Origin of the sequence: Micromonospora sp. NPDC048999 (assembly GCF_040649295.1) — a bacterium.
GTDB lineage: Bacteria > Actinomycetota > Actinomycetes > Mycobacteriales > Micromonosporaceae > Micromonospora.
Map to the genome: position 1 here is coordinate 1 of NZ_JBEZFI010000004.1, position 26,887 is coordinate 26,887.

The 26,887-nt window shown below is 72.2% G+C and carries 24 protein-coding genes; 7 read left to right on the forward strand and 17 right to left on the reverse strand.

Features of this window, described 5'->3' with window-relative positions; all coding sequences use genetic code 11:
• Positions 1-443 (reverse strand): transposase family protein (locus tag AB0C02_RS07910; RefSeq protein ID WP_357542392.1); only part of this gene is annotated, 443 nt, incomplete at its 3' end.
• Positions 444-699: 256 nt separating this feature from the next.
• Here AB0C02_RS07910 and AB0C02_RS07915 point away from each other — a divergent pair.
• The gene (locus tag AB0C02_RS07915; protein ID WP_357542394.1) at positions 700-1,503 is read left to right on the forward strand and encodes an SDR family oxidoreductase; all 804 of its coding nucleotides are present in this window, start codon (positions 700-702) and stop codon (positions 1,501-1,503) included.
• A 55-nt stretch (positions 1,504-1,558) separates the two neighbouring features.
• On the opposite strand, the gene AB0C02_RS07920 is transcribed toward AB0C02_RS07915, so the two are convergent.
• The 8 genes from AB0C02_RS07920 to pcaF all read right to left on the reverse strand — a co-directional run bounded on the left by AB0C02_RS07920 (position 1,559) and on the right by pcaF (position 9,420).
• Positions 1,559-2,293, reverse strand: a complete 735-nt coding sequence (locus AB0C02_RS07920) for a class I SAM-dependent methyltransferase (protein ID WP_357542396.1) — start codon at positions 2,291-2,293, stop codon at positions 1,559-1,561.
• 171 nt (positions 2,294-2,464) lie between these two features.
• Positions 2,465-3,193, reverse strand: a complete 729-nt coding sequence (locus AB0C02_RS07925) for a class I SAM-dependent methyltransferase (protein ID WP_357542398.1) — start codon at positions 3,191-3,193, stop codon at positions 2,465-2,467.
• 67 nt (positions 3,194-3,260) lie between these two features.
• Positions 3,261-4,397 (reverse strand): CU044_5270 family protein, encoded by a 1,137-nt coding sequence (locus AB0C02_RS07930; protein ID WP_357542400.1) that lies wholly within the window; start codon positions 4,395-4,397, stop codon positions 3,261-3,263.
• A complete protein-coding gene (locus AB0C02_RS07935) occupies positions 4,394-5,035 on the reverse strand; it encodes an RNA polymerase sigma factor (protein ID WP_357542864.1) in 642 nt (213 codons plus the stop codon). The genes AB0C02_RS07930 and AB0C02_RS07935 overlap by 4 nt, the downstream gene beginning before the upstream one ends.
• Before the next feature lie 96 nt (positions 5,036-5,131).
• Positions 5,132-6,649 carry an FtsX-like permease family protein gene (locus tag AB0C02_RS07940; RefSeq protein ID WP_357542402.1) on the reverse strand — a complete coding sequence of 506 codons (1,518 nt, stop codon included), beginning with the start codon at positions 6,647-6,649 and terminating at the stop codon, positions 5,132-5,134.
• The gene (locus AB0C02_RS07945; protein WP_357542404.1) at positions 6,646-7,344 is read right to left on the reverse strand and encodes an ABC transporter ATP-binding protein; all 699 of its coding nucleotides are present in this window, start codon (positions 7,342-7,344) and stop codon (positions 6,646-6,648) included. The genes AB0C02_RS07940 and AB0C02_RS07945 overlap by 4 nt, the downstream gene beginning before the upstream one ends.
• Complete coding sequence (locus AB0C02_RS07950) at positions 7,341-7,883, reverse strand: PadR family transcriptional regulator (protein ID WP_357542406.1); 543 nt, start codon at positions 7,881-7,883, stop codon at positions 7,341-7,343. The genes AB0C02_RS07945 and AB0C02_RS07950 overlap by 4 nt, the downstream gene beginning before the upstream one ends.
• A gap of 331 nt (positions 7,884-8,214) precedes the next feature.
• Positions 8,215-9,420 (reverse strand): 3-oxoadipyl-CoA thiolase, encoded by a 1,206-nt coding sequence (pcaF, locus tag AB0C02_RS07955; protein ID WP_357542408.1) that lies wholly within the window; start codon positions 9,418-9,420, stop codon positions 8,215-8,217.
• Between the two features lie 105 nt (positions 9,421-9,525).
• Between pcaF and AB0C02_RS07960 the strand changes: the two genes are divergently transcribed.
• From AB0C02_RS07960 to AB0C02_RS07975, 4 genes are all read left to right on the forward strand, one after another.
• The gene (locus AB0C02_RS07960) at positions 9,526-10,491 is read left to right on the forward strand and encodes a glutathione S-transferase C-terminal domain-containing protein (RefSeq protein WP_357542410.1); all 966 of its coding nucleotides are present in this window, start codon (positions 9,526-9,528) and stop codon (positions 10,489-10,491) included.
• Positions 10,484-11,104 (forward strand): DUF998 domain-containing protein, encoded by a 621-nt coding sequence (locus AB0C02_RS07965; RefSeq protein WP_357542412.1) that lies wholly within the window; start codon positions 10,484-10,486, stop codon positions 11,102-11,104. Before AB0C02_RS07960 ends, AB0C02_RS07965 begins: the two co-directional genes overlap by 8 nt.
• A 241-nt stretch (positions 11,105-11,345) precedes the next feature.
• Entirely contained in the window at positions 11,346-12,638 is a 1,293-nt protein-coding gene (locus AB0C02_RS07970) for a dicarboxylate/amino acid:cation symporter (protein WP_357542866.1), read from the forward strand.
• Between the two features lie 95 nt (positions 12,639-12,733).
• A complete protein-coding gene (locus AB0C02_RS07975; protein WP_357542414.1) occupies positions 12,734-13,801 on the forward strand; it encodes an NADH:flavin oxidoreductase/NADH oxidase in 1,068 nt (355 codons plus the stop codon).
• Between the two features lie 119 nt (positions 13,802-13,920).
• Here AB0C02_RS07975 and AB0C02_RS07980 read toward each other — a convergent pair whose 3' ends face one another.
• The 6 genes from AB0C02_RS07980 to AB0C02_RS08005 all read right to left on the reverse strand — a co-directional run bounded on the left by AB0C02_RS07980 (position 13,921) and on the right by AB0C02_RS08005 (position 23,242).
• On the reverse strand, positions 13,921-17,421 hold the full coding sequence (locus AB0C02_RS07980; RefSeq protein WP_357542416.1) for an ABC transporter ATP-binding protein: 3,501 nt from the start codon (positions 17,419-17,421) through the stop codon (positions 13,921-13,923).
• A gap of 77 nt (positions 17,422-17,498) precedes the next feature.
• Positions 17,499-18,092 carry a TetR family transcriptional regulator gene (locus AB0C02_RS07985; RefSeq protein WP_357542418.1) on the reverse strand — a complete coding sequence of 198 codons (594 nt, stop codon included), beginning with the start codon at positions 18,090-18,092 and terminating at the stop codon, positions 17,499-17,501.
• Positions 18,093-18,148: 56 nt separating this feature from the next.
• The gene (locus AB0C02_RS07990; RefSeq protein ID WP_357542420.1) at positions 18,149-20,299 is read right to left on the reverse strand and encodes a YhgE/Pip domain-containing protein; all 2,151 of its coding nucleotides are present in this window, start codon (positions 20,297-20,299) and stop codon (positions 18,149-18,151) included.
• Positions 20,296-20,967: an ABC transporter ATP-binding protein gene (locus AB0C02_RS07995; protein WP_357542422.1), complete on the reverse strand. Its 672-nt coding sequence runs from the start codon at positions 20,965-20,967 to the stop codon at positions 20,296-20,298. Before AB0C02_RS07995 ends, AB0C02_RS07990 begins: the two co-directional genes overlap by 4 nt.
• A 120-nt stretch (positions 20,968-21,087) precedes the next feature.
• A complete protein-coding gene (locus AB0C02_RS08000; protein WP_357542424.1) occupies positions 21,088-21,927 on the reverse strand; it encodes a GNAT family N-acetyltransferase in 840 nt (279 codons plus the stop codon).
• A gap of 88 nt (positions 21,928-22,015) precedes the next feature.
• Entirely contained in the window at positions 22,016-23,242 is a 1,227-nt protein-coding gene (locus tag AB0C02_RS08005) for an MFS transporter (protein ID WP_357542426.1), read from the reverse strand.
• Between the two features lie 121 nt (positions 23,243-23,363).
• Here AB0C02_RS08005 and AB0C02_RS08010 point away from each other — a divergent pair, with 121 nt between their 5' ends.
• A complete protein-coding gene (locus tag AB0C02_RS08010) occupies positions 23,364-23,948 on the forward strand; it encodes a PadR family transcriptional regulator (protein WP_357542428.1) in 585 nt (194 codons plus the stop codon).
• A 66-nt stretch (positions 23,949-24,014) separates the two neighbouring features.
• Here the strand turns inward: AB0C02_RS08010 and AB0C02_RS08015 are convergent, their stop codons facing one another.
• On the reverse strand, positions 24,015-24,836 hold the full coding sequence (locus AB0C02_RS08015; RefSeq protein ID WP_357542430.1) for a methyltransferase domain-containing protein: 822 nt from the start codon (positions 24,834-24,836) through the stop codon (positions 24,015-24,017).
• 129 nt (positions 24,837-24,965) lie between these two features.
• Here AB0C02_RS08015 and AB0C02_RS08020 point away from each other — a divergent pair, with 129 nt between their 5' ends.
• Positions 24,966-25,649, forward strand: a complete 684-nt coding sequence (locus tag AB0C02_RS08020; protein ID WP_357542432.1) for a helix-turn-helix domain-containing protein — start codon at positions 24,966-24,968, stop codon at positions 25,647-25,649.
• Between the two features lie 57 nt (positions 25,650-25,706).
• Here the strand turns inward: AB0C02_RS08020 and ispG are convergent, their stop codons facing one another.
• Positions 25,707-26,879: a flavodoxin-dependent (E)-4-hydroxy-3-methylbut-2-enyl-diphosphate synthase gene (gene ispG, locus AB0C02_RS08025; RefSeq protein WP_357542434.1), complete on the reverse strand. Its 1,173-nt coding sequence runs from the start codon at positions 26,877-26,879 to the stop codon at positions 25,707-25,709.
• Between the last annotated feature and the right edge of the window lie 8 nt (positions 26,880-26,887).

The window sequence follows — 26,887 nt, forward strand, 5'->3', positions numbered from 1 at the left end:
GGCAGCGCCGGTGAGGCCCACACGAGCCGGCCGGCGGCATCGGCGATGACCTGCACGTTCACGCCATGCCTCTTGTGCTTGCCGGAGTAGTACGGTTTCTGGTCTGCCACGCGGTCGATGGGAATCAGCGTGCCGTCCAGGATCGCGTACGCCAGTTGCCGGATGCGCCGCATCCCGGTGGCCAGGTCCTCGGCGGCCGCGGCGAGCAGCGTGATCGCTTCCTGCACGTAGCGCCAGGCGGTGGCGACTCCGACCTCGAATCCGGCGGCGAGCCGGGTGTAGGTGTCACCGTTGCGCAGGTGGGCCAGGGCGAGCAGTGCCTGTCGGCCCGGGTCGAGCCGCCGCCACCGGGATCGGTGCTGGCTACGGTGCGCTCGGATGAGGTCGGCGAGGTGGTTCAGGGTTCGGCTGGACAGCGGGATCGTGGAGGGGTAAGACAGCACAGGCGAGGCTCCCGGTCGGGGCATCGGATCTTGGTCGACTGCTGTCTTACCTGGAGCCTCGCCCTCATCGATCTCGGGGCTCGCCGCACCCGCCCTGAGCTGCAAGATCAGCTTGAAAAAGGCTCATTCAAGGCACAATTCCGCGACTCGGTGACAGCCCGGGTCGGCGTCTCGCGGGCCAGACAATTCGCTTGATCGAGCCTGCGCGGCGAAATCCGATTGCTCGGTCTCTTGGCGATCTAGGAGGATTCCCGTCATGGCGGACCCTGGGCAGAAATCGGACGGCACTCCACCCGCTCTGTCCGGCAGATCCCGGCCGACAGCACTGATCACGGGGGTGGGCCGCACGATCGGTATCGGTGCCGGCATCGCAAGCCAGTTGGCGGCCTCGGGCTGGGATATCGCCTTCACCTTCTGGGCCGCGTACGACGAGCGCATGAACTGGGGCATCGAAGCGGGGGCCACTGACGCCATCACGCAAGCACTCACCGCGTCCGGCGCAGCCGTCGCCGCCATAGAAGCGGACCTCACCGACACCACGGCGCCCGCTGCGATCTATGACGAGGCCGAGCGCCAGCTCGGCCCGGTCACCGCCTTGGTGATGTGCCACTGTGAGTCAGTCGACTCAGGGCTACTTGACACCACCGTCGAAAGTTTCGACCGGCACTTCGCCATCAACGCGCGGGCGACCTGGTTGCTGATTCGCGAGCACGGGCGGCGCTTCCGGGGCCGGCACGGCGATGGTCGCATCATCGCCCTGACCAGTGATCACACTGTGGGAAATCTGCCTTACGGTGCCAGCAAGGGCGCGCTCGACCGCATCACCCTGGCCGCGGCCCACGAGTTGGCACACCTGGGCATCAGCTCGAACGTCATCAATCCCGGCCCGGTGGACACCGGGTGGATGACAGAGGTCGGACGAGCCGACTGCATTCGGCAGACACCACTCGGCCGCCTCGGCACCCCGCAGGACACCGCAAATCTGGTTGATTTCTTGTGCTCGCCACAAGGTCAGTGGATCAACGGTCAACTGCTGTTCAGCAACGGCGGATTCGCCTGACCGCCCCACGGGCATCCGCTCACGCTTGGCTGTGAGCGTACGTTTGCGGGGCCCGTCAGGCCGGTCGGCGGGCGACCACCGCCAGGGCCATGCCGAAGAACTTGAATGGCGAACGCTCGACCGCGTCGGTCAGCGGCCGGATGCGGCGCCCGAAGCCGGACCGGTCGAACGGCGGCATGAGGTAGTCCACCGCCACCGGCTCCATCCCGGCCCGGCGAAGGTGTGCGGAGAGGCCACGGGCGGTGAAGGAGCGGGCGTCGGCCAGCCGCCGGTGCAGCGGCACGATCCACGGCAGGAACGGACCTTGCGCCGGCCGGTAGCGCTTGCCGCGGATGAGGAAGCCGTGCGTCTCGAACGGGAACCACCGGTTGGGTGTGGTGAGCGCGAACCTGCCACCGGGGGTCAACACCCGGTGGACCTGTCGGAGGGCGGCGTCGAGATCGTCGATGTGCTCCACCACCTCGATGGCAGTGACCAGGTCGAAGCTCTCGTCTGGGTAGTCCAGCTCGGTGGCGGACAGCTCCCGCACGTTGATCTTCTGGGCCGCGGCCGGGTCGGCGGCCAGTCGCTCCCGGAACAGCTCCAGCCGATCCTGCTGGATGTCGACTGCCTCGATCTGCCTGAACGCGTCGACCAGCCGCATCGTGTAGGTGCCGTCCCCGCAGCCGATCTCGAGCAGCCGCCGGCCGGTCAGCGGCGTGTGCCGGCCCAGCGTACCCAGCCTCTTGGCTACCCCACGCTCGCCGAACGCGCTGCCGTGTCCCAGCCCCAGGTGCCGCGCATTAGTCACGGTCCCCACCTTTCTCGGTCAGCCTCTGGGCTGAGGCTCTCGACTGTGGCGTTCAAGCTCTCCGCTGCTGCACCTGCCTTCGGCGCTTCACCATATCGACGCCCTCCGTTATGGATTGTCGGTCGCTTGACAGATCGACGTGCCGGCATCGGCGCGGCTGGGGTTGGCGGATCAGGTCGTGCGCTCCGCGATGAACACGTACTCACGACCTGGACGATCTGGGGCGTCTCGCACGTCCCGAACCCGGTAGCCGCAGGCGTCGAGGCTCTGTTCCGCCTCCTCCCGGCTGCGGAATCTCAGCGTCGAGTCAGAGGCGACGGTCGCGCCGTCGCTGAGAAACCGATAGGTGTGGCGAAAGGAGACGTACGGGAGACTGACGTCCGTGACCTCGCGGCGTTGCTCCACGGCTCCGACTCCTGGAATGTCGAGGACGGTGTACGCATCGTCGGTCAGCCATTCCTCCCACGCCCGCTGTTCCGGACGCCTGGTCTCGAACACCAGGTGACCGCCAGTACCTAGAGCGGTGTGGATGCTTTGTAGCACGCACTTCCAATCCTCATCGCTGAGGAAGACCTGCGCCACGTTGCCGGTCATCACCGCGAGATCGGCATCCAGCACCGGAACCGTTGCGGCGCCGCCGAGCACCCACGTGATCCTTCCGGCCCGGTCCTTGCCTCTGGCCACCTCAAGGGATGCCTCGGCAGGATCGACACCCATGACCTTCCGGCCGCTCTCTGCGAGCAGGACGGCGAGTGACCCGGTCCCACAGCCGACGTCCAACACGCTTCTCGCGCCTAACTCGTCGGCGATGCCGAGGTAGGCCGTCAAGTCACTCCGACTGCCGTCGAAGGCGTCGTAGATGGGCGCGAGGCGTGGGTGGGCAAAGATCGCGTCGGGCATCCAACGACCGTAGCCAAGCTCAAGCGACCCAGCGCGGCGCTCGTCGCCCACCCCGCTGTCGGGAGGATCAGTTGGTCTGGCCTGCGGCGTCGACAATCTTCGCCGCTAGCCGGGTGATTGTGTACTGAACTCTGCCCTTCTTTTCCGTAATCCGCCCGTTGGGACCGGTGGTGAAGGTGAAGTCCTTGACGGCCACGGAGCGGTAGCCGACGAACTCGTGTGTGTCGGGGTCAAGTAGGAGTTGCTCGAACCGCCAGCCGTCCTGGATCCGGCCGACTGCGATCACTCGCCGCCCACCGACATCGACGGTCCCCGGCGCCTGGGTGACGCCCGGCACCAGGGCCGCCGCTCGCCACAGCGTCGCCGTCACGTCGGGCGGCAGCAGGTAGTCTGCAAGAGTCTTGGCGATTTTGAAGAACAACAACCCGTCCAGCTCGTCGGGCGTTTTAGGGGCGAACGCGAACGGCAGCTGCCGGCCGCCAGGTGCGGACGAGGGCGGTGCCAGCGATTCCCGCAGCAGATTGAGCACTTCCTGTGGGTCGGTGGGCAGTGTGGACAGGGTCGGGTAGCCGTTGGCCTGGTCCCAGGTGTCCAGCTTTCCGGTCTCAACGTTGATGTCGCCCATCTTCTTGCCGTCGGCCCGTAGCCAGGTCCGTTCGGTCACAGCAGGCTTCTGCCCCTTGTCCTTGGCCAACGCGCTCGAAGCGGTGTTCCGGTTCTCGATATAGATCCACTGGTCGGGGCGGGGCGGCGTGAACGGCCTCGCGGCGGCGTAGTCGGCCGCCAGCTCCAGGGTGTGGGCCACCGGCGAGAGCTCCGTCGCCGCCGGCCCGTCCGTGCCCCGGCCGCCGAAACCTGTCGACCCGTCCGTGCCCCGGCCGCCGAAACCTGTCGACCCGTCCGTGCCCCGGCCGCCGAAACCTGTCGACCCGTCCGTGCCCCGGCCGCCGAAACCTCCCGTACCAATCGCTACCGCGGCGACAGCGACGGCGGCCAACGCCGAGGTCGCAAAGACCAACCGACGCTTGGGTACGTGACGGCGCGCCTGCTCGGCAGCGCGCCGGTCCTGGTGGATCTGACTCATCACGAACTCCTGAAGTTGACGCTGACGGCCGCTCGGCAGATCCATCTCCACCGGCTCCGGCAGCAGCCGGGCCAACTCGTCACGCTCGTTCGAGTAGGGCTGATTCGGGGCAGTGTTCATCGGTCAATCTCCAGAGCGAGCCGGACCGCGATCTCGCGATCACCTGCTACCTGTCCGTGGCGGGCCATTGGTTCCCGATGTTCTTCCGACCGCCGAGAAGTCCCGGCGGCGACGAGCTTGGCCAGCTTTTTACGCGCTCTGGACAGCCGGGAGCGGACCGTGCCGATCGGCACGCCGAGCGCTTCGGCCGCCTCGGCGTAGTCGAGCCCGGACCACACGCACAGCGCCAGTACCTCGCGCTCGGCCCTACGCAGCGCGGCCAATGCCGTTACAGCAAGAGCGAGTCGCTTGCGACCATCAAGCCGGGTGGTGACATCCTCTGCGAAGTCCGGCACCACTTCGGCCTTGGGAAGTCGCGCCAACGCGCCGTCATGCCGCCGATCAGCACGGCGGACATTACGCGCGACATTGGTGCCGATGCCGAGAAGCCAGGGACGCAGCGACCCGCCATCGGCACCGACATCGACCCGGTCACGCAGCCGCCACGCCTCCAGGAAGGTGAGCGACACCACGTCCTCCGCCGCCGACCAGTTCCCCGTCAGCCGAAAAGCATGGTTGTACACCGAGCGTGCGTGTTCGTCGAACAGCTCCCTGAACGCGTCTGGATCCCCGTCGTGAACCCGCGCACGCAAACTCATCTCCACACGCAATGACTGTCCGGGGCGGACGCCCTGGTTCCCGTGACCTACCTCACATACGTGCCACGACTCCCGCACGACATCCCGGCACGCCCGTCAGTCCGCCCGTAGTTCTGAGGGGTTGGTGCTGGACCGTTGCAGGAGGACGCTCGCCGCGATCACCAGGAGAACGGCCAGCAGGGAGGCCGACGCGATCGCCGCGATCTCGCCCCACGGCACCGGGACCTGGAAGGTGTAGATAGCACCTTCGCGGTACTCCATGTACTCGTAGGCGGTGTCGCCGGCGCACTGGGCCAGCGTGCCGACGCAGACCTGCCGGCCCCAGCTTCCGGTGGCCGTGGCGGTGAAGGTTCGCATGGCGTACATCCCGACCAGGCCCGCGATGACGATGCCGGGCAGGGCGGGTAGGAGTACCCGCCAGCACATGGCGCGGGCCAGGACGGCGCGCGGGGTGCCGCCGGCCACCAGCGCGGCGATGGCATGTCGGCGGGCGACGCCGGATTCGACGAGGGCGATCAGCAGGGTGAGGGCGGCGACGCCGATGAGGCCGAGCAGTACCGCGTTGACGATGTCGTGGACGTCCGAGCGGAAGGCAGCGGTGCCGCTCAGATCCATCGGTGCCTTGTCGTAGCCGAGGGCGGGGTCCAGCATCGCGGCGGTTCGTACCGCAACATCGGTGACCAGCCACGAGTGCAGCATCATCCCGGCCGCGCCGAAGGCCGTGGTGACCAGGATGACGGTGTAGCTGCGGCTGCAGTCGTACGGGTCGGCGAGGGTTTGGCGGGCGGCGATCAGCACGCTGGGGCGCCGGGTCACGCGCAGCAGCAGGCGGGCGCAGGTGTATCCGATCCAGGCGACGGTGAACATCAGCCCGAGCAGCACCAGGATCGTGCAGGCAAGCAGCCCGATGACGAGGACATGGTCGGACTGACCCCGACGGACGGACTCGCTGTGCAGCACCACGTCCAGCGCGGCCAGGCCGGCCAGGCCAATCACCAGCAGCAGCATGGGCCAGGCGCGTACCCGTTGCTGGCGGCTCTGCCGCAGGAGGCCGAACGGCGTGATCGCCACTCGGCGCAGCAGCACGACGGTGAGCAACGTCGCCAGCAACGGCACGGCGATCACGATGCCGATAATCTCCGGGTACGGCGGCAGTACGTCCGTCGGCAGGGGGCGCGTCCCGTCCGGTCCCGAGTTGTCCAGCAGCATCCGGCCGGCGAAGTAGGCAGCCCCGCCGAGTGCCGTCCCGATCGTCGCGGCCAGGCCGGTCTCCACCCCGGCGACCCATCCGATCTGAGCCGGCGTGGCCCCGGCCATCCGGAAGGCCGCCAGTCTGCGGTTACGGCCGGGCGCGCCGAGCCGAGCGCACTGCGCGACCAGAAACATGACGGGGATGCTGAACAGCAGCATCGCCAGCGCGACGTTGGGGAGAATGGTCGCGCCGGTGAGCATCCGGCTGTGATAGCGGCCGGACTCGGGCTCGATGGTCAGGACCGTGGCGCAGCACAGCAGCACCAACACGGCGACGGCGGCGCCGGCGGCGGTGATCGGCACGCGGGCCCGGTCGACACGGGTGCCGGCGAACGCCAGCCGGAAGATGCCGCCGGGCTTCACCGGGCCTCCCCGGAGATCGTGACCCGGCCGCCGGTCTCCACCCGACCGTCGCGCATGGTGATCTCGCGGTCCGCATAGGCGGCCACCTGCGCGTTGTGGGTCACGACCAACACGGTCGTGCCGTGATCGCGGGCCAGCCGGACTAGTTCGATCATGACCTGCTCGCCGGCGAGGGTGTCCAGTGCCCCGGTGGGCTCGTCGGCGAAGAGCACCTCCGGTTCGGTGACCAGCGCTCGGGCCAGTGCCACCCGCTGCTGCTGGCCGCCCGACATCTCGCCGGGTCGCTTGCCGCCCAGGTTGCCGATGTCGAGCCGGTCGAGCAGCCGTTGGGCCCGCACTGCCGCGTCCCGATACCGCGCTCCGCCCAGTTGCAGCGGCAGGGTCACGTTCTCGATCGCGGTCAGCTCCGGGACGACCTGGCCGAACTGGAAGAGCACCCCGAACACGGTTCGCCGCAGCCGCGAGCGGGCCGCCTCACTCTCGGCGGTGAGATTGCGCTGCTGGAAGTGCACGCTGCCCCGGTCCGGCCACAGGATCCCGGCGAGGCAGTGCAGCAGCGTCGACTTCCCGCAGCCGCTCGGACCGGTGACGGCGACGATCTCACCCCGGCCGATGGCCAGCGACACGTCCTGCAGTGCCGTGGTCTGCCCGTACGACTTCTCGATGTTCTTCGCTTCGAGGATGGGGGCGTTCATGCCAGCACCTCCGCGCGGAGCTGGCTGATCCGCCCCAGCGTGGTCGCCATCCAGCGCAGATCCGCATCGAGGTGGTTGAGCAGGTAGTCCGCAGCGGCCAGTTCGGTCACCGAGGCGCCGCCGGCGGTCTTGATCGTGGTCAGCTCACGCATCCGTACCAGATGGGCGGCGCGCTGGGTGGCGAGGAACGACCGGGCGGTCGCCTCGTCCGGTGTGGCGAGGAGCGCGACGATGACCTTGACGAACAGTTGGGCCGAGACGTGCATCGCAGGCGACACCTCCTGGCTGAGCCAGTGGTTCAGCTCGACCCGGCCGTCGGTGGTGAGCCGGTAGGCCACCCGGTCCGGCCCGCCGACCCGCTCGTGCGCCGCCTCGGCGATGTATCCGGCACGCAGCATCCGGGCCAGCGTCGTGTACATCTGCCCGAAGGCGAGGGGTTTGACCCCCAGCAGCCTGCGGTCATGCTCGTGCTTGAGCTCGTATCCATGGCTGATCCCCTGCGAGGCGAGGATGCCGAGCAGGGCATGCGTCGTCGACATGCGGCACACTATTCCCCCTAGGAATAGCTGCCGTCAAGCAACCACGTGGGTGGATACAGCGGTGAGGGGGTCCGGCCCTGAACGGCTAATTGCGTTGCCGCGCAGGGCCGCACGAAGGCATCCTTGAGCCCGTGACCAGGCCCGATCGCGACGGGCCACCCCCGGGCGCTCGGCACGCCCGGTCCGCGGCGGCGCGCGGCGTCCACCTCTCTCTCACTGAAGTACGGCGATCAGCCGTGCCCCCGGACGCCCGCGCCGTCGCACCCCACGATCGCCCGCCGGGTGAGAAGGCAACCCTTCCAACCCGGCGGCGTCAATAAGGGGCCCTTCCTTACGCCGCAGCCTCCAGCAGCAGCGAGATGCCCTGCCCCACGCCGATGCACATGGTCGCCAGGGCCCGCCGGCCGCCCCGGCGGCGCAGCTCCAGCGCGGCGGTGAGCGCCAGCCGGGCGCCGCTGGCGCCGAGCGGGTGGCCGAGGGCGATCGCGCCGCCGTTCGGGTTGACGTGCTCGGCGTCCTCGGGCAGCCCCAGCTCGCGCAGCACCGCCACGGACTGGGCGGCGAACGCCTCGTTCAGCTCGATCACGTCGAGGTCGGCCAGGCCGAGGCCGTGCCGGTCGAGCAGCTTGCGGGTGGCCGGGACCGGGCCGATGCCCATGATCCGCGGCGGCACTCCGGCCGCCGCCGCGCCGCTCACCCTGGCCAGCGGGGTGAGGCCGTAGCGGGCGACGGCCGCCTCGGAGGCGACCAGCAGGGCCACCGCGCCGTCGTTGACGCCGGAGGAGTTGCCGGCGGTCACCGTGCCGCCCGCGCGGAACGGGGTGGGCAGCGCGGCGAGCTTCTCCAGCGAGGTTTCCCGGGGGTGCTCGTCGACCTCGACCAGCTTCGTCTCCCGGCGACCGGCCGGCACGGTGATCGGCACGATCTCCTCGGCCAGCCGGCCGTCGGCCTGCGCCTTGGCGGTGCGCTGCTGGGAGCGGTACGCGAAATCGTCCTGCGCCGCGCGGTCGACACCGAAATCGGCGGCGACGTTCTCCGCCGTCTCCGGCATCGAGTCGATGCCCCAACCCTTCTCCATCAGTGGGTTGACCAGCCGCCAACCAATGGTGGTGTCGTACACCTCGGCGGTGCGGGAGAACGCGCTGGTCGCCTTCGGCATGACGAAGGGCGCCCGGCTCATGCTCTCCACCCCACCGGCCACCAGCAGGTCGGCGTCCCCGGCCACGATCGACCGGGCGGCGAGGGCGAGGGCGTCCAGGCCGGAGCCGCAGAGCCGGTTGACCGTGGTGCCCGGGACCTCCTCGGGCAGCCCGCCGAGCAGCGCCGCCATCCGGGCCACGTTGCGGTTGTCCTCGCCGGCCTGGTTGGCGCAGCCGAGGATCACGTCGTCGGTGCGGGCCCAGTCGACCGAGGGGTGGCGGGTGACCAGCTCGCGGATCACGTGCGCGGCCAGGTCGTCGGGGCGTACCCCGGCGAGGGCGCCGGCGTAGCGGCCGATCGGGGTGCGGACTCCGGCCACGAGATATGCGACGGTCATTGGCGCACGTCCTCCGGGGGATGAGGAAGGGGTCGGCGCTGCCCGCCGGATCACGGGGACGCCCGGCGCCAGGATATCCGCGCCTTGAACGGATAGGTTGGCGGCATGGCCCGGGCCCAGTTCAGCGCAGAAACCGCCGGCGGCGGGGCGTTCATCCGCCAGCCCAACCGGTTCACCGGTCGGGTCACCCCCCACTCGACCTCGCCGGAGGGCGGCGGCCCCGATGACCAGGACCGCTGGCCGTTGGAGGCCGGCCGGTACCGGTTGATCTGGTGTCGGGCCTGCCCGTGGGCGCACCGCGCCCGGATCGTGCGTGGCCTGCTCGGCCTGGAGGACGTGATCTCGCTGGGCACCGTCGACCCGATCCGGGACGAGCGGGGCTGGCGGTTCAGCCTCGACCAGGACGGGTTCGACCCGGCGCTCGGCATCGGCTTCCTCTCCGAGGCGTACCTCGCGACCGACCCGGACTACTCCGGGCGGGTAACCGTGCCGGCGCTGGTCGACACCCGGTCCGGCAAGGTCGTGACCAACGACTATCCGCAGCTCACCCTGGATCTGATCACCGAGTGGCGGCGGTTCCACAAGCCGGGCGCGCCGGATCTCTACCCGGTCGAGCTGCGCCCGGAGATGGACGCGCTGATGGCGGAGATCCACCGGGACGTCAACAACGGCGTCTACCGGTGCGGCTTCGCCACCTCGCAACAGGCGTACGACGAGGCGTACACCGCGCTTTTCGCGCGGCTGGACGCGCTGTCGGAGCGGCTGGCCGGGCGGCGTTACCTGATGGGCGACACGATCACCGAGGCGGACGTGCGGCTGTTCACCACGCTGGTCCGCTTCGACGTGGCCTACCACGGGCACTTCAAGTGCAACCGGCAGAAGCTCACCGAGATGCCGGTGCTCTGGGCGTACGCCCGGGATCTGTTCCAGACCCCCGGCTTCGGCGACACGGTCGACTTCGACCACATCAAGCGGCACTACTACGCCACCCACGAGATGATCAACCCGACCCGGATCGTGCCGCTCGGTCCGGACCTGAGCGGCTGGAGCACGCCGCACGGGCGTGCCTGAGCCGGGCGTCGTTCGGGCCGCCGCGGCATCGGCCGCCGCCGGTTGCGTGGTGGCCGGCACGGTCGCGGTGACGGTCGCCGTGGTCGCCGGTCCCGGCCCGGGCCTGACCGGGTACGTCAGCGAGGCCGGCGTCACCGACAGCCGGTACGCCGGGACGTACCGGATCGGGGTCTTCGCCCTGGCGGCGGCGCTGCTGCTGCTCGCGGTGGCGCTGCCTCCGGCGCTGCGCGCGGCGGCGGCGCTGCTCGCCGGCGGCGCGGCCGGCACGGCGCTCTCCGGCGCGGTCACGTGCACCGCCGGCTGCCCGCTGCCGCCGTTCCAGGCGGCCACCGTGGCCGACCTGGTGCATGGCGGCGCGAGCGTGGCGGCCACCGCCGCGGTGGTCCTCGCGATGCTGGCCCTGACTCTCACCCCGGCGGCGGGCCGGCGGCTGCGCCGGATCTCCGGGGTCGGTGCCGCGCTGGCCCTGCCGCTGTCCGCGGCGATCGCGCTGGCCATGCTGACGGTCGGCCGCGGCAGCGTGGCGGGGGTGCTGGAGCGGGTGCTGCTGGCGATCGCCGCCGCCTGGGGCCTGGCCACCGCCGCCGCCCTCGGGCTGGCCCGCCGATCGTGACGAACGGATCACCGGGCAATGAACCCGCCTTGTAAGGATCGTCACGCCCATCGCTCCTTCTAGCTGCACGGCGGCTGGGCGTATCGTCAATGGGCGATGACCAACGTCTGGAATCTCACCGTGCGCCTGTACGTCGACCTTCGACGGCAGGCCAGCGGTATCTGTCCGGCGCAGCCCCTCTCCTGACGCTGCCCGTTCGCCCTCTTCCACCAGACTTGGACGCATCCTCATGGCTTCCGCCCTGCGCAGGTTTCCCTTCTCCCTGCAGATCCTGCTCGGCCTCGTCCTCGGCGTGGCGCTCGGCTTCCTCGCCCGCGCCGGCGACCTTGCCTGGCTGACCACCACCCTCGACACCGTCGGTCACCTCTTCGTCCAGCTCCTCAAGCTGGCCGTCCCACCGCTGGTCTTCACCGCCATCGTGGTCAGCGTGGTCAGCCTGCGCGGCGTGGCCAACGCCGCCCGGCTCGCGCTGAAGACGCTGCTCTGGTTCGGCATCACCGCGCTGATCGCGGTGGGCATCGGCATCGGCATCGGACTGCTCACCGACCCGGGCAAGGGCGTCACGCTCGACCTGGCCGGCGCCGCCGCGCCGAACCGGACCGGTTCCTGGACCGACTTCCTCACCGGCATCGTGCCGACCAACCCGGTCGGCGCGTTCGTGGAGGGCAACGTCCTCCAGATCGTCTTCCTCGCCCTGGTGGTGGGCGTCGCCGCGATGCTGATCGGCGAGGCCGCCGAGCCGTTCGTGGCGCTCAACCGCTCGCTGCTGGCCATCGTGCAGAAGGCGCTCTGGTGGGTCATCCGGCTCGCCCCGATCGGCACGCTCGGCCTGATCGGCAACGCCATCGCCTCGTACGGCTGGGACCTGCTGGCCCCGCTCGCCAGGTTCACCACCGCCGTCTACGTCGGCTGCGCGATCGTGCTCTTCGTGGTCTACCCGCTGCTGCTGGTGGCCGCCGGCCGGCTCAACCCGCTGCGCTTCTTCGCCGGCGCCTGGCCCGCCATCGAGCTGGCCTTCGTCTCCCGCTCCTCGGTGGGCACCATGCCGGTGACCCAGCGTTCCGTCGAGCGGCTCGGCGTCCCCCGCGAGTACGCCTCCTTCGCGGTGCCGTTCGGCGCCACCACGAAGATGGACGGCTGCGCGGCCATCTACCCGGCCCTGGCGGCGATCTTCGTGGCCCAGGTCTTCGGGGTGCACCTGGGCGTCACCGACTACCTGCTGATCGCCTTCGTCTCGGTGGTCGGCTCGGCGGCCACCGCCGGTCTGACCGGCGCGATCGTGATGCTCACCCTGACCCTGAGCACGCTGGGCCTGCCGCTGGCCGGCGCCGGCCTGCTGCTGGCGATCGACCCGATCCTGGACATGATCCGCACCGCCACCAACGTTGCCGGTCAGGCGCTCGTACCGACCATCGTCGCCGCCCGCGAGGGCACCCTCGACCGGGCGAAGTACGACTCGGCCGGCAAGCGCGACCTGGTGGACGCGGACGAGGCCGACCGCCCCGCGGAGCGGCTGGACCCCGTCCCCGCCTGAGCACGCCGCACGAAGGAGGGCTCCCCGACCCTCCCCCGTCGCACGGAGGAGGGCCCCGGGCCCTCCTCCGTGGTCTCCGAGGAAGGATCACCCGCATGAGTGCCCTGTTCACCCCGCTCGCCCTGCGCGGCGTCACCCTGCCCAACCGGATCGCCCTGGCGCCGATGTGCCAGTACAGCGCCGGCCCGGACGGCCTGCCCACCGACTGGCACCAGATCCACCTCGGCTCCCGCGCGGTCGGCGGCGCCGGGCTGATCATCACCGAGGCCACCGCAGTGGTGCCCGAGGGGCGAATCAGCCCCCAGGACACCGGGCTCTGGTCCGGCGCGCACGTCGACGCGTGGCGGCCGATCACCACGTTCGTCGCCACCCAGGGGGCGGTGCCGGCCGTGCAGCTGGCGCACGCCGGGTTCAAGGCGTCGACGTACCGGCCGTGGGCCGCGCACCGGGGCGGCGTGCCGGACGCCGAGGGCGGCTGGACGCCGGTCGGCCCCGGCAGCGAGCCGTTCCTTCCCGATCACCGGCGGCCGACCGCGCTGGACGCGGCCGGAATCACCCGGGTGGTCGAGGCGTTCGCCGTCGCCGCCGGGCGGGCACTCGACGCCGGCTTCGGCGCGGTGGAGATCCACGCCGCGCACGGTTACCTGCTGCACGAGTTCCTCTCGCCGCTCACCAACCACCGCGCCGACGGCTACGGCGGCGACCGGGTCGGCCGGATGCGGCTCACCCTGGAGGTGGCCCGGGCGGTCCGAGCCGCGGTCGGCGAGTCCGTACCGGTGCTCACCCGGATCTCCGCCACCGACTGGGTGGACGGCGGCTGGACCGTCGAGGACAGCGTGGTGCTGGCCGGCGAGCTGGCCGATGCGGGCGTCGACCTGGTGGACACGTCCTCCGGCGGTGCGTCGGCCGGCGCGAGCATCCCCATCGGCCCCGGCTACCAGGTGCCGCTGGCTGCCCGGATCCGCCGCGACACGGGCGTGCCGACCGGCGCGGTCGGCCTGATCGTCGAACCGGAGCAGGCCGAGCAGATCGTCGCCGACGGCGAGGCCGACCTGGTACTCCTCGGCCGCGAGCTGCTGCGCGACCCATACTGGCCACGCCGCGCCGCCACCAAACTCAGCGCTGAGCCGCACTGGCCCAACCAATACACCCGCGCCTTCTGACCCCACCCACCCCACCCCACCCCGACCCCGCCGGGTTGATCATGAAGTTAGCGGCGACAAATCGGACGCCGAGCGCCGCTAACTTCATGATCACCAGGGTGGGGGCGGGGGTGGCGGGGTTAGCCGGCTAGGTGGGTCCAGGTGGGTTCCAGGGTGTGCCAGGGGCCCTGGGCGGCCACGGCGCCGTCGACCAGGACCACCACGTGGTCGGCGCGGACCAGGGCGGCGCGCTTGGAGGTGGACCCGACCACCGTCACCCCGTGCTCGCGCAACGCCGCCCAGAGCGCCAGCTCGGTGGTGACGTCCAGCGCGGACGACACGTCGTCGGCGACCAGCAGCTCGGTACGCGGCGCCAACGCCCGGGCCAGCGCCAACCGCTGAAGCTGCCCGCCGGAGAGCCGGGTGCCCTTGTGCCCGATGAGCAACCCGAGCCCGCCTCCCGCGGCTGCCAGGTCATGGTCGAGCTGAGCGGTCGACACCGCGCCGGCGGCGTCCACCTGGTGCCCGAGCGCGATGTTGTCGGCCACCGTGCCGGAGAGCACCCGGGGCAGCTGCCCGACGTACCCGACCTGGTTGGGGCGGAGGAACAACTCCGGCTCGGTGATCGGCTCGCCGTTCCAGCGCAGCGTGCCGGTGTGGTGGACGATCCCGGCGAGGGCCCGCAGCAGCGACGACTTGCCCGAGCCGACCGGCCCGACCACCAGCACCAACTGCCCGCGCTCGATTGTGAGGTCGACATCGCGTACGGCGAGGATGCCGTCGGAGTGCAGCGCGCCGAACCCGGTCAGCTCCAGCCGGCGCAGCGGGTGCCGGGGCGGCGCTTCCGGCGCCGGGGCGGTCCCCACGGCCAGGTCCACCCCCGGCACCTCCGCCGAGTAGGTGGCGACGCCGGTCATCGCCACGGTCCGCCGGGTCCACACCCGGGCCGACGGGTACTGCGAGACCAGGGACGCGGTGGTCCAGGCGAACCAGCGGGCCGCGGCGAGTGTGGAGACCGCCACCAGGGTGGCCCCGGCGGAGAGCCCGCCGGCGAGGTAGAGCGCCCACGCCCCGATCGGCAGCAGCCCGCTGGCCATGGACGGGGTGGACCGCGCCCACACCTGCATGGCGATCTCCCGCCGCTGCCGGTCGCTGCGGACGGTGTCCAGCGCCGCGAGGTGGTCCAGCACCGGCCGGGTGGCGCCGGCGAGCTTCACCGTACGGGCGGAGGAGAGCGAGGAGACCAGCGCGGTGGCGAAAGCGGCCCGGGCCTTGACGGTGCCCCTGGCGCTGCGCTCCAGGCGGGGCGCGAACAGCGTGGCCGCCAGCCCCGAGAGCACCATGGTGCCGAGGAAGAACAACGCCGGTACGAAGCTGCCGGTCACCAGGGTCATGGTGATCAGGATGGCCAGCGAGATGAACTGGTCCATCAGGTTGTCGGCGAGCTGCACCACCCGATCGGTGTCGCCGCCCTGGGCCACCACCTCGGCGGGGGTGTGCCGGCTGACCCGGCGGGCTCCGGTCTGCCCGTGCACCAGACGCAGGCTGATCCGCAGCATCTGCCGGATCCACCACTGCGGGAACCAGAGGTTGGTCAGGTACGGCAGCGGCAGCACGACCAGCAACGCGGCGACGATGCCGAGCGCCGGCAGCCACGGGTCGCCGCCGCTGATCACCTCGGCCCAGAGCCACGGCAGCACCGAGCCGTCCAGCCCGAGCAGCGTCATCACGACGAACAGCCCGACGGAGATCAGGCCGTACCGTGGGTCGTTGATGCCCAGCCGGAAGATCTCCCGCAGGGTCCGCGCGGGCGGCGCGGCGGGTGCCGGCGGCGGGTCGGTGCGCGGCACGGCGACCTGGCGTGGGACGGCGACCGGCGCGGCCGGTTCCGCCGGCTCGTCGGACCACCCGTCGTCGCCCGGCCCGTTTAGCAGCTCCACCCCGCCGTGCCGGCCACCGACCCCGGCGTACGCGCTGGCGTTGCTGGTGGCGAGCAGCTCGGCGAAGCGGGCCGACTCGCGCAGCGGGCCGGCCTCCAGCACCGCGCCGTCGGCCATCACCACGACCTCGTCGCTGCGGCGCACCGAGGAGAGCCGGTGCGCGATGACGATGCCGATCCGGTCGGTGAGCAGCCGCTCGGTGGCCTGGCGTACCCGGGTCTCGGTGACCGGGTCGAGCCGGGCGGTGGCCTCGTCGAGGATCACCACGTGCGGGTCCCGGACCAGGATCCGGGCGAACGCCACGAGCTGCTCCTGCCCGGCGGAGAGCACGTGCCCGCCCTCGCCCAGCTTCGTGTGCACCCCGTCGGGCAGCTCGGTGATCCAGCCGGCCAGGCCCAGCTCCTCCAGTGCCCGGGTGGCGTCGTCGAGCAGGGCGGGGTCGAAGAGCGCGACGTTCTCGGCCAGGGTGCCGGCGAGGATCTCCGTACGCTGGGGCACCACCGCGATCCATCGGCGCAGCGCCTCGACGTCCAGGTCGACCAGGTCGGTGTCGCCGAGGAAGACGCTGCCGCGCGGCACGTCCACGGCCCGGGTGAGCACCTTGGCCAGCGTCGACTTGCCCGACCCGGTCCGCCCGACCAGGGCGTACGACCGGCCCCGGGCGAAGGTGAGCCGGACGTCGCGCAGCGCCGGCCCCCGGTCGTCCCCGGCGGCGGGGTAGCGGAAGGTGAGCCCGCGGACGGTGAGGTCACCGTCGACCGGGGCGACCCCGCCGGCGGGTTCCTGCCCGGCGGCGGAGAGCAGCTGCACCCTGGCCCAGGCGCCGAGCGCGTACTGCAGGTGCGGCACCCAGCGGGCGATGTGCTCGACGGTCGCGCCGAAGGCGAGGGCGAGCAGCCAGATCGCGGTGAGCCGGGCGCCGTCCACCCGGCCGGTGTGCAGCGCCCACGCCCCGGCGAGGACCACGGCGGCGATGCCGGTCCGGATACCGCCGGCGGCGACGGCGCTGACCCGGGCGGACATCCGGAACACCCGGCCGCCCCGGGAGATCACCTCGGCGGCCCGCCGCGCGTACAGCCGCAGCACGTACGGCCGGGCCAGGCTGGTCCGCACGTCGTCCTGGCCGTGCACCGCCTCCTCCATCACGGCGGCCAGGTCGGACCAGGCCTCCTCCTCGGCCATCCGGGCCGGGGCGATCTGGGCGGTGGGTTTCCGCAGCAGCACGCCGAGCAGCAGGGTCAACACGACCATCCCGACGCCGGCCGGCCACCAGACGAACAGCGCGCTGAGCGTGGCGAGCAGGCAGACGGCGAGCCCCTGGGCCAGCCGTACGCCGGTGTTTCGCATTTCGGCGGCGACCTGGTAGACGTCGTTGTCGATCCGGTCGAGCAGCTCGCCGACCGGGGTGGTCTCCAGGGTGGGCAGGTCCTGGCCGAGCGCCACCCGACACAGCCGGCGGCGTACGTCGGCGGACCAGTCGGCGGTGAGGCCGGCCATCAGCAGCCCGATGATCAGGTCGCTGACCACGGCCACGACCAGCGCCACGGCCAGGGCGGTGAACCAGCCGCTCGACCGGTGCACCAGCACCGGGCCGGCCAGCGCCGAGGCGGCTGCCTGGCCGCCAGCGGCGAGCAGGATGAGCAGGACTACGACCACCATCCGACGCGGCGCGGTGGCCCAGAGATCGCGGAGCAGGCGCATGGAAGGTCCTCCGGACTCGGGTCGGCATGGGGGCGGTACCCCCAGCCTTCCGGTCCGGCCGCGACAGCTCAAACCATTTACGTCTGGGCGACCCGGCGGACGATGCCCAGCAGGGCTTCCTGCACCTCCTCGATCGGCCGGTCCGGCTGGAAGACCAGCCAGTCCACGGCCACCACCAGCCCCACGCCGAACAGCGCCGAGCTGGCCGTACGCACGTCCAGGTCGGCGGGGAGGTCGCCGCTGGCCACGCCGGCCCGCACGGTTTCCGCGATCACCTCGATGGCCTCGCCGCGCAGCAGCCGCAGGGTCTGCTGCCACTCGCGGTTGGTCCGCCACATCTCGGAGAGCAGGAGCTGGGCGAACGCCCGGTAGCGGCGGATGTACTCCAGTTCGGCGCGGACCAGCGCGGCGAGCGCCTCGCGGGGTGGCAGCCCGGCGACGGCGGCCCGGAATTCGGCGGTGAGCAGGCCGATGCCGTGTCGCAGCAGCTCCTCGAAGAGGACCGTCTTGGACTCGAAGTTGTAGTAGACGGTCCCCTTCGCCACCCCGGCCCGGGCGGCGATGTCGTCCACGGTGGTGGCGGAGAAGCCGCGTTCGGCGATCAGCTCGACCGCCGCCACGAAGAGCCGCTGACGGGTGTCCTCCCGCCGCCGAGATCGTCCGTCCGTCACGCGTCCTCCCCGTCGCCCGGTCCGGTGTCGGCCGCCGGGGCGGCCCGTCAGCATCCTCACATGGCCAGCTCGGGGTGCAGCTTGGCCGGGGTGAGCCGGCGGGACCGCCGCGCGGCGCCGACGGTGAGCAGCACCGCGCCCGTCCCGAAGGCGAGCAGCACCAGCGCCCCGGTGACCACCGTCGCGGCGGGGCCACCGTTGATGGTGTGCCGCAGGCCGGCCACCGCGTACGTCATCGGCAGCCAGGGGTGGATCGCCTCGAAGAAGCCGGGCGAGGTCTGCACCGGATAGGTGCCGCCGGAGGAGGTGAGCTGGAGCATCAGCAGCGCCAGCGCGACGAGCCGGCCGGCCGGGCCGAGCGCCACGCCGAGCAGCTGCACGATCGCGGTGAACGCCAGCGAGGTCAGCGCGAGCAGGCCCAGCGTCGCCGGCCCGTGCCGCGGGTCGAGGCCGAGCACCAGGGTCACCACGGTATAGAGCACCCCGGCTTGGGCCAGGCCGATCGCCGCGGCGGGCAGCCAGCCCGCGAGCACCACCCGCCAGCCGGGCGCGCCGGACATCACGTGCCGCCGGTTGACCGGCCGCAGCAGCAGGTACGTGATCATCGCGCCGACCCAGAGGGCGAGGGACAGGAAGTACGGGGCGAAGCCCACCCCGTAGGAGCCGGCCGGATGGTGCGCGGTGCGGATCAGGTCGACCGGGTCGCCGAGGATGCCGGAGCGGCTGTCCGCGTCGTGGTAGCCGGGCAGCTTCCGCTCCCCGGCGGCGAGCCCGTCGGCCAGTTCGCCGGCGCCGCTCTCCAGCTTGGTCAGCCCCTCGACGAGCCGGTTGCCGCCGCTGCTGAGCTGGGTCAGGCCGCCGTCGAGCTGGCGGGCGCCGGTGGCGAGCCGGTAGAGCCCGCTGCGGAGCTGGTCGGCGCCGTCGGTGGCGTCGCCGAGCCCGTCGCGGAGCCGGGCGCTGCCCTGGGCGAGGGTGGTGAGCCCGCTGGCGAGCTGGTCGACCTTGGCTCGGGCAGCGGCGATGTCATCGGCCAGGTGCGGCGCGGCGGCGGCGACCTCCCCGGCGGTCTGCGCGACCTCGGTCATCTGCCGCTTGAGCGCGGCCAGGTCGGTCCGGTCGAGCGTGGACACCATGGTCCGAGCCGCGGTGACCGCCCGGTCGGCGGCCTGCCGGGCGGCGACCAGGTTCGGGTCGTCGGCCAGCTCGGGGTGCGCCCGCACGACCGCGTCGAGGCGGTCGCGGACCTGGTCCGCCCGGGTCACCACCTCGTCCGCCCGGGCCGGCAGCGCGTCGACCCCGTCGGCGAGCGCCTGCGCGCCCTCGGCGACGGCGGTGGCGGCCCGCTGGATGTCGGCGGCGTTGCGCCGCAGCAGCGCCTCGTACCGGTCGGCGGCGGCGTCCACCTGGGCAGCGGCCGCCCGGGTTTCGGTGGCCGCCCGGCTGGCGCCGTCGGCGAGCTGGGCCGCGCCGGTGTAGAGCTGGTCGAGGCCGCCGGCCAGCTCGGCCGCGCCCTGGGCGGACTGGTTGAGGCCGCTTGCGAGCTGCCCGGCGCCGTCCTCGGCGCCGTCCAACCCGTCGGCGAGCTTGCCGGCGCCCTGCTGCGAGACGCCGAGCCCCTCGTGCAGCTGCCCGGCCCCGTCGGCGGCCCGGCCGGTCTCGGCCTTGGCGTCGGTGAAGCCGACCAGCATCCGGTCGAAGTACGAGGCGGCGGTGCTCTGCGCGGCGGCGGCCCGGATCTCACCGAACGCGGAGCGGGCCAGCAGCCCGGAGAGGTAGTTGGTGGCGTCGTCGTTGACCAGCTTCAGCTCGCCCCGGCGGGCCGGCTGGTCCGGTTCCGGGCTGCTGGCCAGGGTGGCGGAGAAGTCCGCCGGGATGGCGAACACCAGGTGGTAACGGCCATCGCGCAGCCCTTCGGTGGCGTCGGCCTGGTCGGTCACCGTCCAGCCGAAGACCCTGCGGTTGAGCAGCTCGTCGGTCAGATCCCGGCCGGCGTGCACCTCGGTGCCGTCGCCGGCCTTCGCCGGACGGTCGCCGTTGACCAGGGCGACCGGGATCCGGTCGAGCTTCCCGTACGGGTCCCAGAACGCATAGAGGTAGAGGGCACCGTAGAGCAGCGGGACGACGGTGAGCACAGCGAGCGCCGCGCGCGGCAGTCGGCCCCGGGTCATCCGGCGCAGCTCGACCAGTGCGAGTCGAAGGACACTCATACGGTCACCTCGTCGGTTGGAGACGCCAGGTGGACGGCGGTGGCGGGCGCACCCGGCTCGACCGCGCGGGCGCTGGCGATCACCGCGTACCCCTGGTCGGCGAGGCGGGCCAGGGCGGCCCAGATCCGCTCCCGCTCGGGCCCGTCGGACCCCGCGTCCACGTCGTCGGCGACGATCAGGCTCGGGCCGCTCAGGCTGGCCAGCACGAGACCGAGCAGCTGCCGCTCGACGGGGGTGAGGTCGCGCCCGTACCGGGCGGGGTCGAGCGGGGCGTCGGTGAAGCCGGCGCCGGCGATCGCGGCGGCGAAGGCGTCCCGGCGGTACGCCCGTCGCGCCCGTACGGCGGCGACCGGGACGAGCTGCAGGCGGCGGCGTGGCACCGGCCCGAGCAGCAGCAGCCGCTCCTGGATGTGCTCGGCCACGGTCAGCGTCGGGTCGGGTTCGTGCACTCCGGCGACCTGCCCGAGCGCGGCCGGGCCCCGGCGGCGCAGCTCCCCCTCGTTGTGCGGGAAGCGCCCGGCCAGGGTGAGCAGCAGCGAGGTACGTCCGCTGCCGGGCGGCCCGGTGACCGCGTGCAGTTCTCCCGCCTCGGCGGTGAGGTCGACGTTCCGGTAGACCCAGCCGCGGCGGGTACGCAGCCCCAGCCCGCTGGCTTCGACGATCTTCATCGTCCGCCCCAAAGTCTATACTGACTGGTCAGTTCAAAAACATGCCCAGCATAACGACGGCTGTCCGGTTCGACGCAATTCGGGGCGGCGTGATCCTCGCCATGCCGCCGGCTGGCCGGCTCAGAAAAGGACGGTGGCGAGGGTGCCGACCGGGCGGAAGCCGCAGCGCGCGTAGACCCGCCGGGCGGGCAGGTTGAAGTCGTTGACGTAGAGGCTGACCGTCGGCGCGACCCGGACCAGTGCGTCGCGCACCACCGCCGCCATCGCCGCGGTGGCGATCCCCCGCCCCCGCCACTCGGGCGCCACCCAGACCCCCTGCACCTGGGCGGTCCGCCGGGTCACCACGGCCAACTCGGCCTTGAAGATCACCTTGCCGTCGGCGAACCGGGCGTAGGCCCGGCCGGCGCGGACCAACTCGGCCACCCGCCGCCGGTAGCCGCGCCCGCCGTCCTCGGCCAACGGCGAGACCCCGACCTCCTCGGTGTACATCGCCACCGCCGCCGGGAAGAGCCGATCGACCTCACCACCGCGCACCCGGCGGACCTCCGGGTCGGCCGCCACGGTGGGCAGGGCGTCCGTGGCCAGCAGCGGTTGGTTGGGGCGTACGTCCCGGGCCGGCCCCCAGTAGGCGGACAGGCGGTCCCAGAGCCCGAGCACCGCGTCGGCCCGCCCGACGATCGAGGAGCAGAGCCGTTCCTCGGTGCTCAGCAGGTCGGCGAAGGCGGCCACCGCCGGCTCCGAGGCGAGGACCGGAGTCAGGTTGCCGCCCAGCCAGCAGATCGACTCCAGGCTGCGCCGGGCGCCGTAGCCCAGGATCCGGCCCTCGGCCCGCCACCAGGCCAGCCCACGGGCGGCCACCCGCTCCGCGACCTGCGCCCCGCCGAAGGGGTCGAGGTCGAGCAGCCGTTCGACCGCGCGGCGCTCCGACTCCCCCAGTTGGCGTACGGGCACGGTGAGCACGACTATCAGCCTGCCAGATCCACCCCGTGGCGCGCGGGCCGACCTTGGGACCTCGGCCGGAACGCGGGCCGCGTCGCCGAGCGGCGACTCAGCCGACCGGGGCCGGCTCGGCGGCCGCCTCGGCCGGCCGGGTCCGTCCCGCCCAGGCCACCACCGGCGGCACCAGCGCCCCGAGCAGGAGGAACAGGACACCGAGCAGCAGCCAGCCGGGTACGCCCCAGCCGACCGCCAGGGTGGTCACCACCACCGGCGCCACCATGGAACCGAGCTGCATGCCCATCCCGTACGCGCCCTGGTACTGGCCTTGGGCGTGTGCGGGGGCGAGCCCGAACGAGATGCCCCAGCCGGCCGCCGCGTGCCACAACTCGCCGACCACGTGCACCAGCGCCCCGGCCAGCAGCAGCGCGACGGCGACCGGGGTGGGCACCCCGCCGCTGGCCGCGAAGAGCACGCAGGCGGCCGCGATCACCGCGCCGGCCCGTCGGGCGGCCCGGGCGGCACCGGTCAGTTCCTCGGTGCCCCGCGCGGCGCGGACCTGGAAGAGCACGACCATCACCGTGTTGACCAGCATGCAGCCCGAGACGAGCCAGCGCGGCGCGGTGGTGTGGCCGGCGATCCAGAGCGGCAGGGCGATGTTGACCAGCCCGAAGTGCATGGACATCAGCCCGTCCAGCACGGTGAAGGCGAGAAACGGGCGGTCCCGTAGCGCAATCAGGCGCGGGCCGTGCGCCGGCGCCGGCACCGGCGGCAGCGCGGGCAGCCGGAGCAGGATCGCCGCGGCGGCCAGGTAGGTCACCGCGTCGAGCACGATCAGCGTCACGTACGCCGGCCGGGTGTCCGCGGCGATGCCGAAGCCGGCGGCCACCGCCCCGACGGAGATCCCCACGTTGGTGACCGCGCGCAGCCAGGCCCGGGTCCGGACCCGCTGGTCGGGCGGGACCGCCCCGGCGATCAGGGCGCCCCGGGCCCCCCGGGTGACCGCGTCGGCGACGGCCATCAGCACGCCGACCGCGAGGAACGCCGGGAACGACCGGACGGCCATCAGGGCGGCGGTGAAGGCGGCCGAGGCGAGCAGCGCGGCGAGCTGCATCCCGCGTGGGCCGTACCGGTCGGCGAGGTAGCCCATCGGGGTGCTGGCCACGAGGCTCACCAGCGCGGTCACGGTGAGGCCGACGCCTACCTGGGCCACGGTCAGCCCCACCGATCGGGTCAGGAAGAGCGCGCTGACGGTCAGCCAGGTGCCCCGGCCGATCGTGTTGACCAGGGTGGAGAGGGCGAGAGTCCGGGCGGGACCCGGTTCGGGGAGCAGACGCACGCGGGACACCTTAGCAAGACGTACGTACGGTTTGCAGCCCGTCCAGTAATTTGTGTTGTCGGCGATGCATTGCCGATATATCGTCGAAGCATCAACGATAGGCAGACCGAAGGAGAGCCTGATGGGTTTCCATCAACGACTGCACGAGAAGCGGATGCGCGGCTTCGGCTTCCCGCCCGTACCGCCCGGCCCGTGGCCGTTCCCGCCCGGCCCGCACGGCCACGGCCACGGGCACGGCCGTGGCGGACGGGGCCGCGGACGGGGCCGCCGACCCAACGTGCGCGGTGCCGTGCTGGCCCTGCTCACCGAGCGGCCGATGCACGGCTACGAGATGATCCAGGAGATCGACTCCCGGACCGGCGGGGCCTGGCGACCCAGCCCCGGCTCGATCTACCCGACCCTGCAACTGCTGGAGGACGAGGGCGTCATCGCCGCCGCCCCGGAATCCGACGGCGGACGGAAGCGGTTCGCCCTCACCGAGCGGGGGCGTGACGAGGCGGCCACGGCGGCGCAGACGCCGCCCTGGGCGGAGTTCGCCGAGACGACCGTCAACAGCTGGCACGACATCCGCGACGCTGGCGCCCAGGCGATGCACGCGCTGCGCCAGGTGATGATGACCGGCACCGACGACCAGCGGGAACGCGCCGCCCAGGTGCTCGACGAAACCCGCCGCAAGCTGTACGCCATCCTCGCCGAATCCGAGTGAACAAGTGCCCTGTGCGCCCCGGCAGGGTGGCCCGGAGCGGCCGCCCTGCCAGGCGCCGGCGCGTGGTCAGCCGCGCCGGCGCACCGTGACGAGCAGATACTCCCATCGCATCGCCCCGGCCTCGATGTGCCTCCGCGCCAGGTCGGCGAGGTCCTGATCCAGGGCGGCGACCCGCTCGGGGTCGCCGGCGATCGCCCGGTACACCGCGATCGTCGGTCCGTAGTGGGCCTTGAAGAAGTCGCGGAACTCCTCCGGGCTGGCGAACCGGTCCACCGTGACCGCCTGCCGGCGGGTGATGACATCGGCGACCCGGTCCCCGAGCAGCGCCCGGACGTGGTCCTCGCTCCCCCACAGCGGCGGGGGCTGCGCGCCCGGCGGTGGCGGTGGGGCGTACGGCTTCATGGTGGCGAACATCTGCCCGATGAACCCCTCGGGCGTCCAGTTGACCAGGCCGATCGTGCCGCCCGGCCGGCACACCCGGACCAGTTCGTCGGCGCCGGCCTGGTGCCGAGGCGCGAACATCACGCCCACGCAGGACAGGACCCGGTCGAACTCCCCGTCGGCGTACGGGAGCGCCTCGGCGTCGGCCTGTTGCCATTCCAGCTGGGCGCCGCGCTCAACGGCTAGCGCCCGCCCGATCTCCAGCAGCTCCGGGGTCAGGTCGCTGGCCACCACGCTGGCCCCGGCCAGGGCCGCCGGGATGGCCGCGTTGCCGGTGCCGGCAGCCACGTCCAACACCCGGTCGCCGGGGCCGACGCCGGCCGCCTGCACCAGGGTCGCCCCCAGCTCGGGAATGACCTCCGCAGCAACCGCGGCGTAGCTGCCGAGCGCCCACATCTGCCGGTGCCCGGCCTTCACGGCCCGGTCCCGCTCCATCGATTCGATCATGACTGCTCCTCTGCCTCGTCCTCTCCAAACGGACGGTAGGCAGCGGGAAACCGGCGACCTAGTACGAGATCTGTACCGGTCCCGACAGGTTCCTGGCTCGGCCGCCGGGTCCGGCGTAGCGTGCCGGTTATGGGGGCCTCCTACCACCAGTTCTGCCCCGTCGCGAAGGCCATGGAACTGCTCGACGAGCGCTGGACGCTGCTCGTCGTCCGGGAGCTGGTGAGCGGGTCCGAGCGGTTCAACGAGCTGCGCCGGGGCCTGCCCCGGATGTCACCCACCCTGCTGTCCCGGCGGCTGCACCAGCTCGTCCGGGCCGGCGTCGTGGAGCGGCGCGTTGACGGCGCCGACGTGCGGTACGTCCCGACCCAGGCGGGACGGGAGCTGCGGCCGGTGCTCGAGGCACTCGGCGCGTGGGGGGTCCGATGGATCGGTGAGCTGGGTGACGCCGACCTGGACCCGAAGCTGCTGCTGTGGGACATGCACCGCCACGTCGACCACGGTGCCGTGCCGGCGGGACGTACCGTCGTGCACTTCCGCTTCCGGGACGTGCCCGCGGACCTGCGGGCCTGGTGGCTGGTCATCGCCACCGGGGAGGCCGACGTCTGCGACGTGGACCCGGGGCACGAGGTGTCCGTGACGGTGACCGCGAGCCTGCGCGCCCTGGTGCAGGTCTGGCTGGGTGACCTGGGCTGGCCCGAGGCGCTGCGCACCGGTGCGGTGGAGGTGGTCGGGCCGGAGGCGCTCCGCCGGGCCCTGCCCCGGTGGTTCACCCTCTCCGAGTTCGCCACCGTCCCCCGGCCGGTGCGGGCCTAGACGACGCGTGCGGCCGCCCCCGGCGGGGACGGCCGCACGTCGTCGGCGGTTCGGCGGTCAGTGCACGGTGACGGTGGGGCCGGGGACCAGGTCTCGAAGATCCTCGGGGATCTCGGCGCCCATCTCGTCGGCGAGGCGCAGCGCCTCCTCGATCAGCGTCTCCACGATCTGCCCCTCGGGCACGGTCTTGATGACCTGGCCCTTGACGAAGATCTGGCCCTTGCCGTTGCCGGAGGCGACGCCGAGGTCCGCCTCGCGGGCCTCGCCGGGGCCGTTCACCACGCAGCCCATGACGGCGACGCGCAGCGGCACCGGCAGCCCCTCCAGACCGGCGGTGACCTCCTCGGCCAGCTTGTAGACGTCGACCTGGGCCCGGCCGCAGGACGGGCAGGAGACGATCTCCAGGCCCCGCTCCCGCAGGCCCAGCGACTCCAGGATCTGGTTGCCGACCTTGATCTCCTCCACCGGCGGGGCGGAGAGCGAGACCCGGATGGTGTCGCCGATGCCCTCGGCCAGCAGCGCGCCGAAGGCGACCGCCGACTTGATGGTGCCCTGGAACGCCGGCCCGGCCTCGGTCACGCCCAGGTGCAGCGGGTAGTCGCACTTCTCGGCGAGCTGCCGGTACGCGCGGATCATCACCACCGGGTCGTTGTGCTTGACCGAGATCTTGATGTCCCGGAAGCCGTGCTCCTCGAACAGCGAGCACTCCCAGAGCGCCGACTCGACCAGCGCCTCGGCGGTCGCCTTGCCGTACTTGGCCAGCAGCCGCTTGTCCAGCGAACCGGCGTTGACGCCGATCCGGATCGGCACGCCCGCGTCACCGGCGGCCTTGGCGATCTCCTTGACCTTGTCGTCGAACTGCCGGATGTTGCCCGGGTTCACCCGGACCGCCGCACAGCCGGCGTCGATCGCGGCGAAGACGTACTTCGGCTGGAAGTGGATGTCGGCGATCACCGGGATCTGCGACTTCTTCGCGATCGCCGGCAGCGCCTCCACGTCGTCCTGGGACGGCACGGCGACCCGGACGATCTGGCAGCCGGACGCGGTCAGCTCGGCGATCTGCTGGAGCGTCGCGTTGATGTCGGCGGTCAACGTGGTGGTCATCGACTGCACCGAGACCGGCGCACCCCCACCGACCGGCACTGAGCCGACCATGATCTGGCGGCTGGCCCGGCGCGGGGCGAGCGGCGGCGGCGGTACGGGAGGCATCCCGAGACTGACAGCGGTCACTTCAGGCA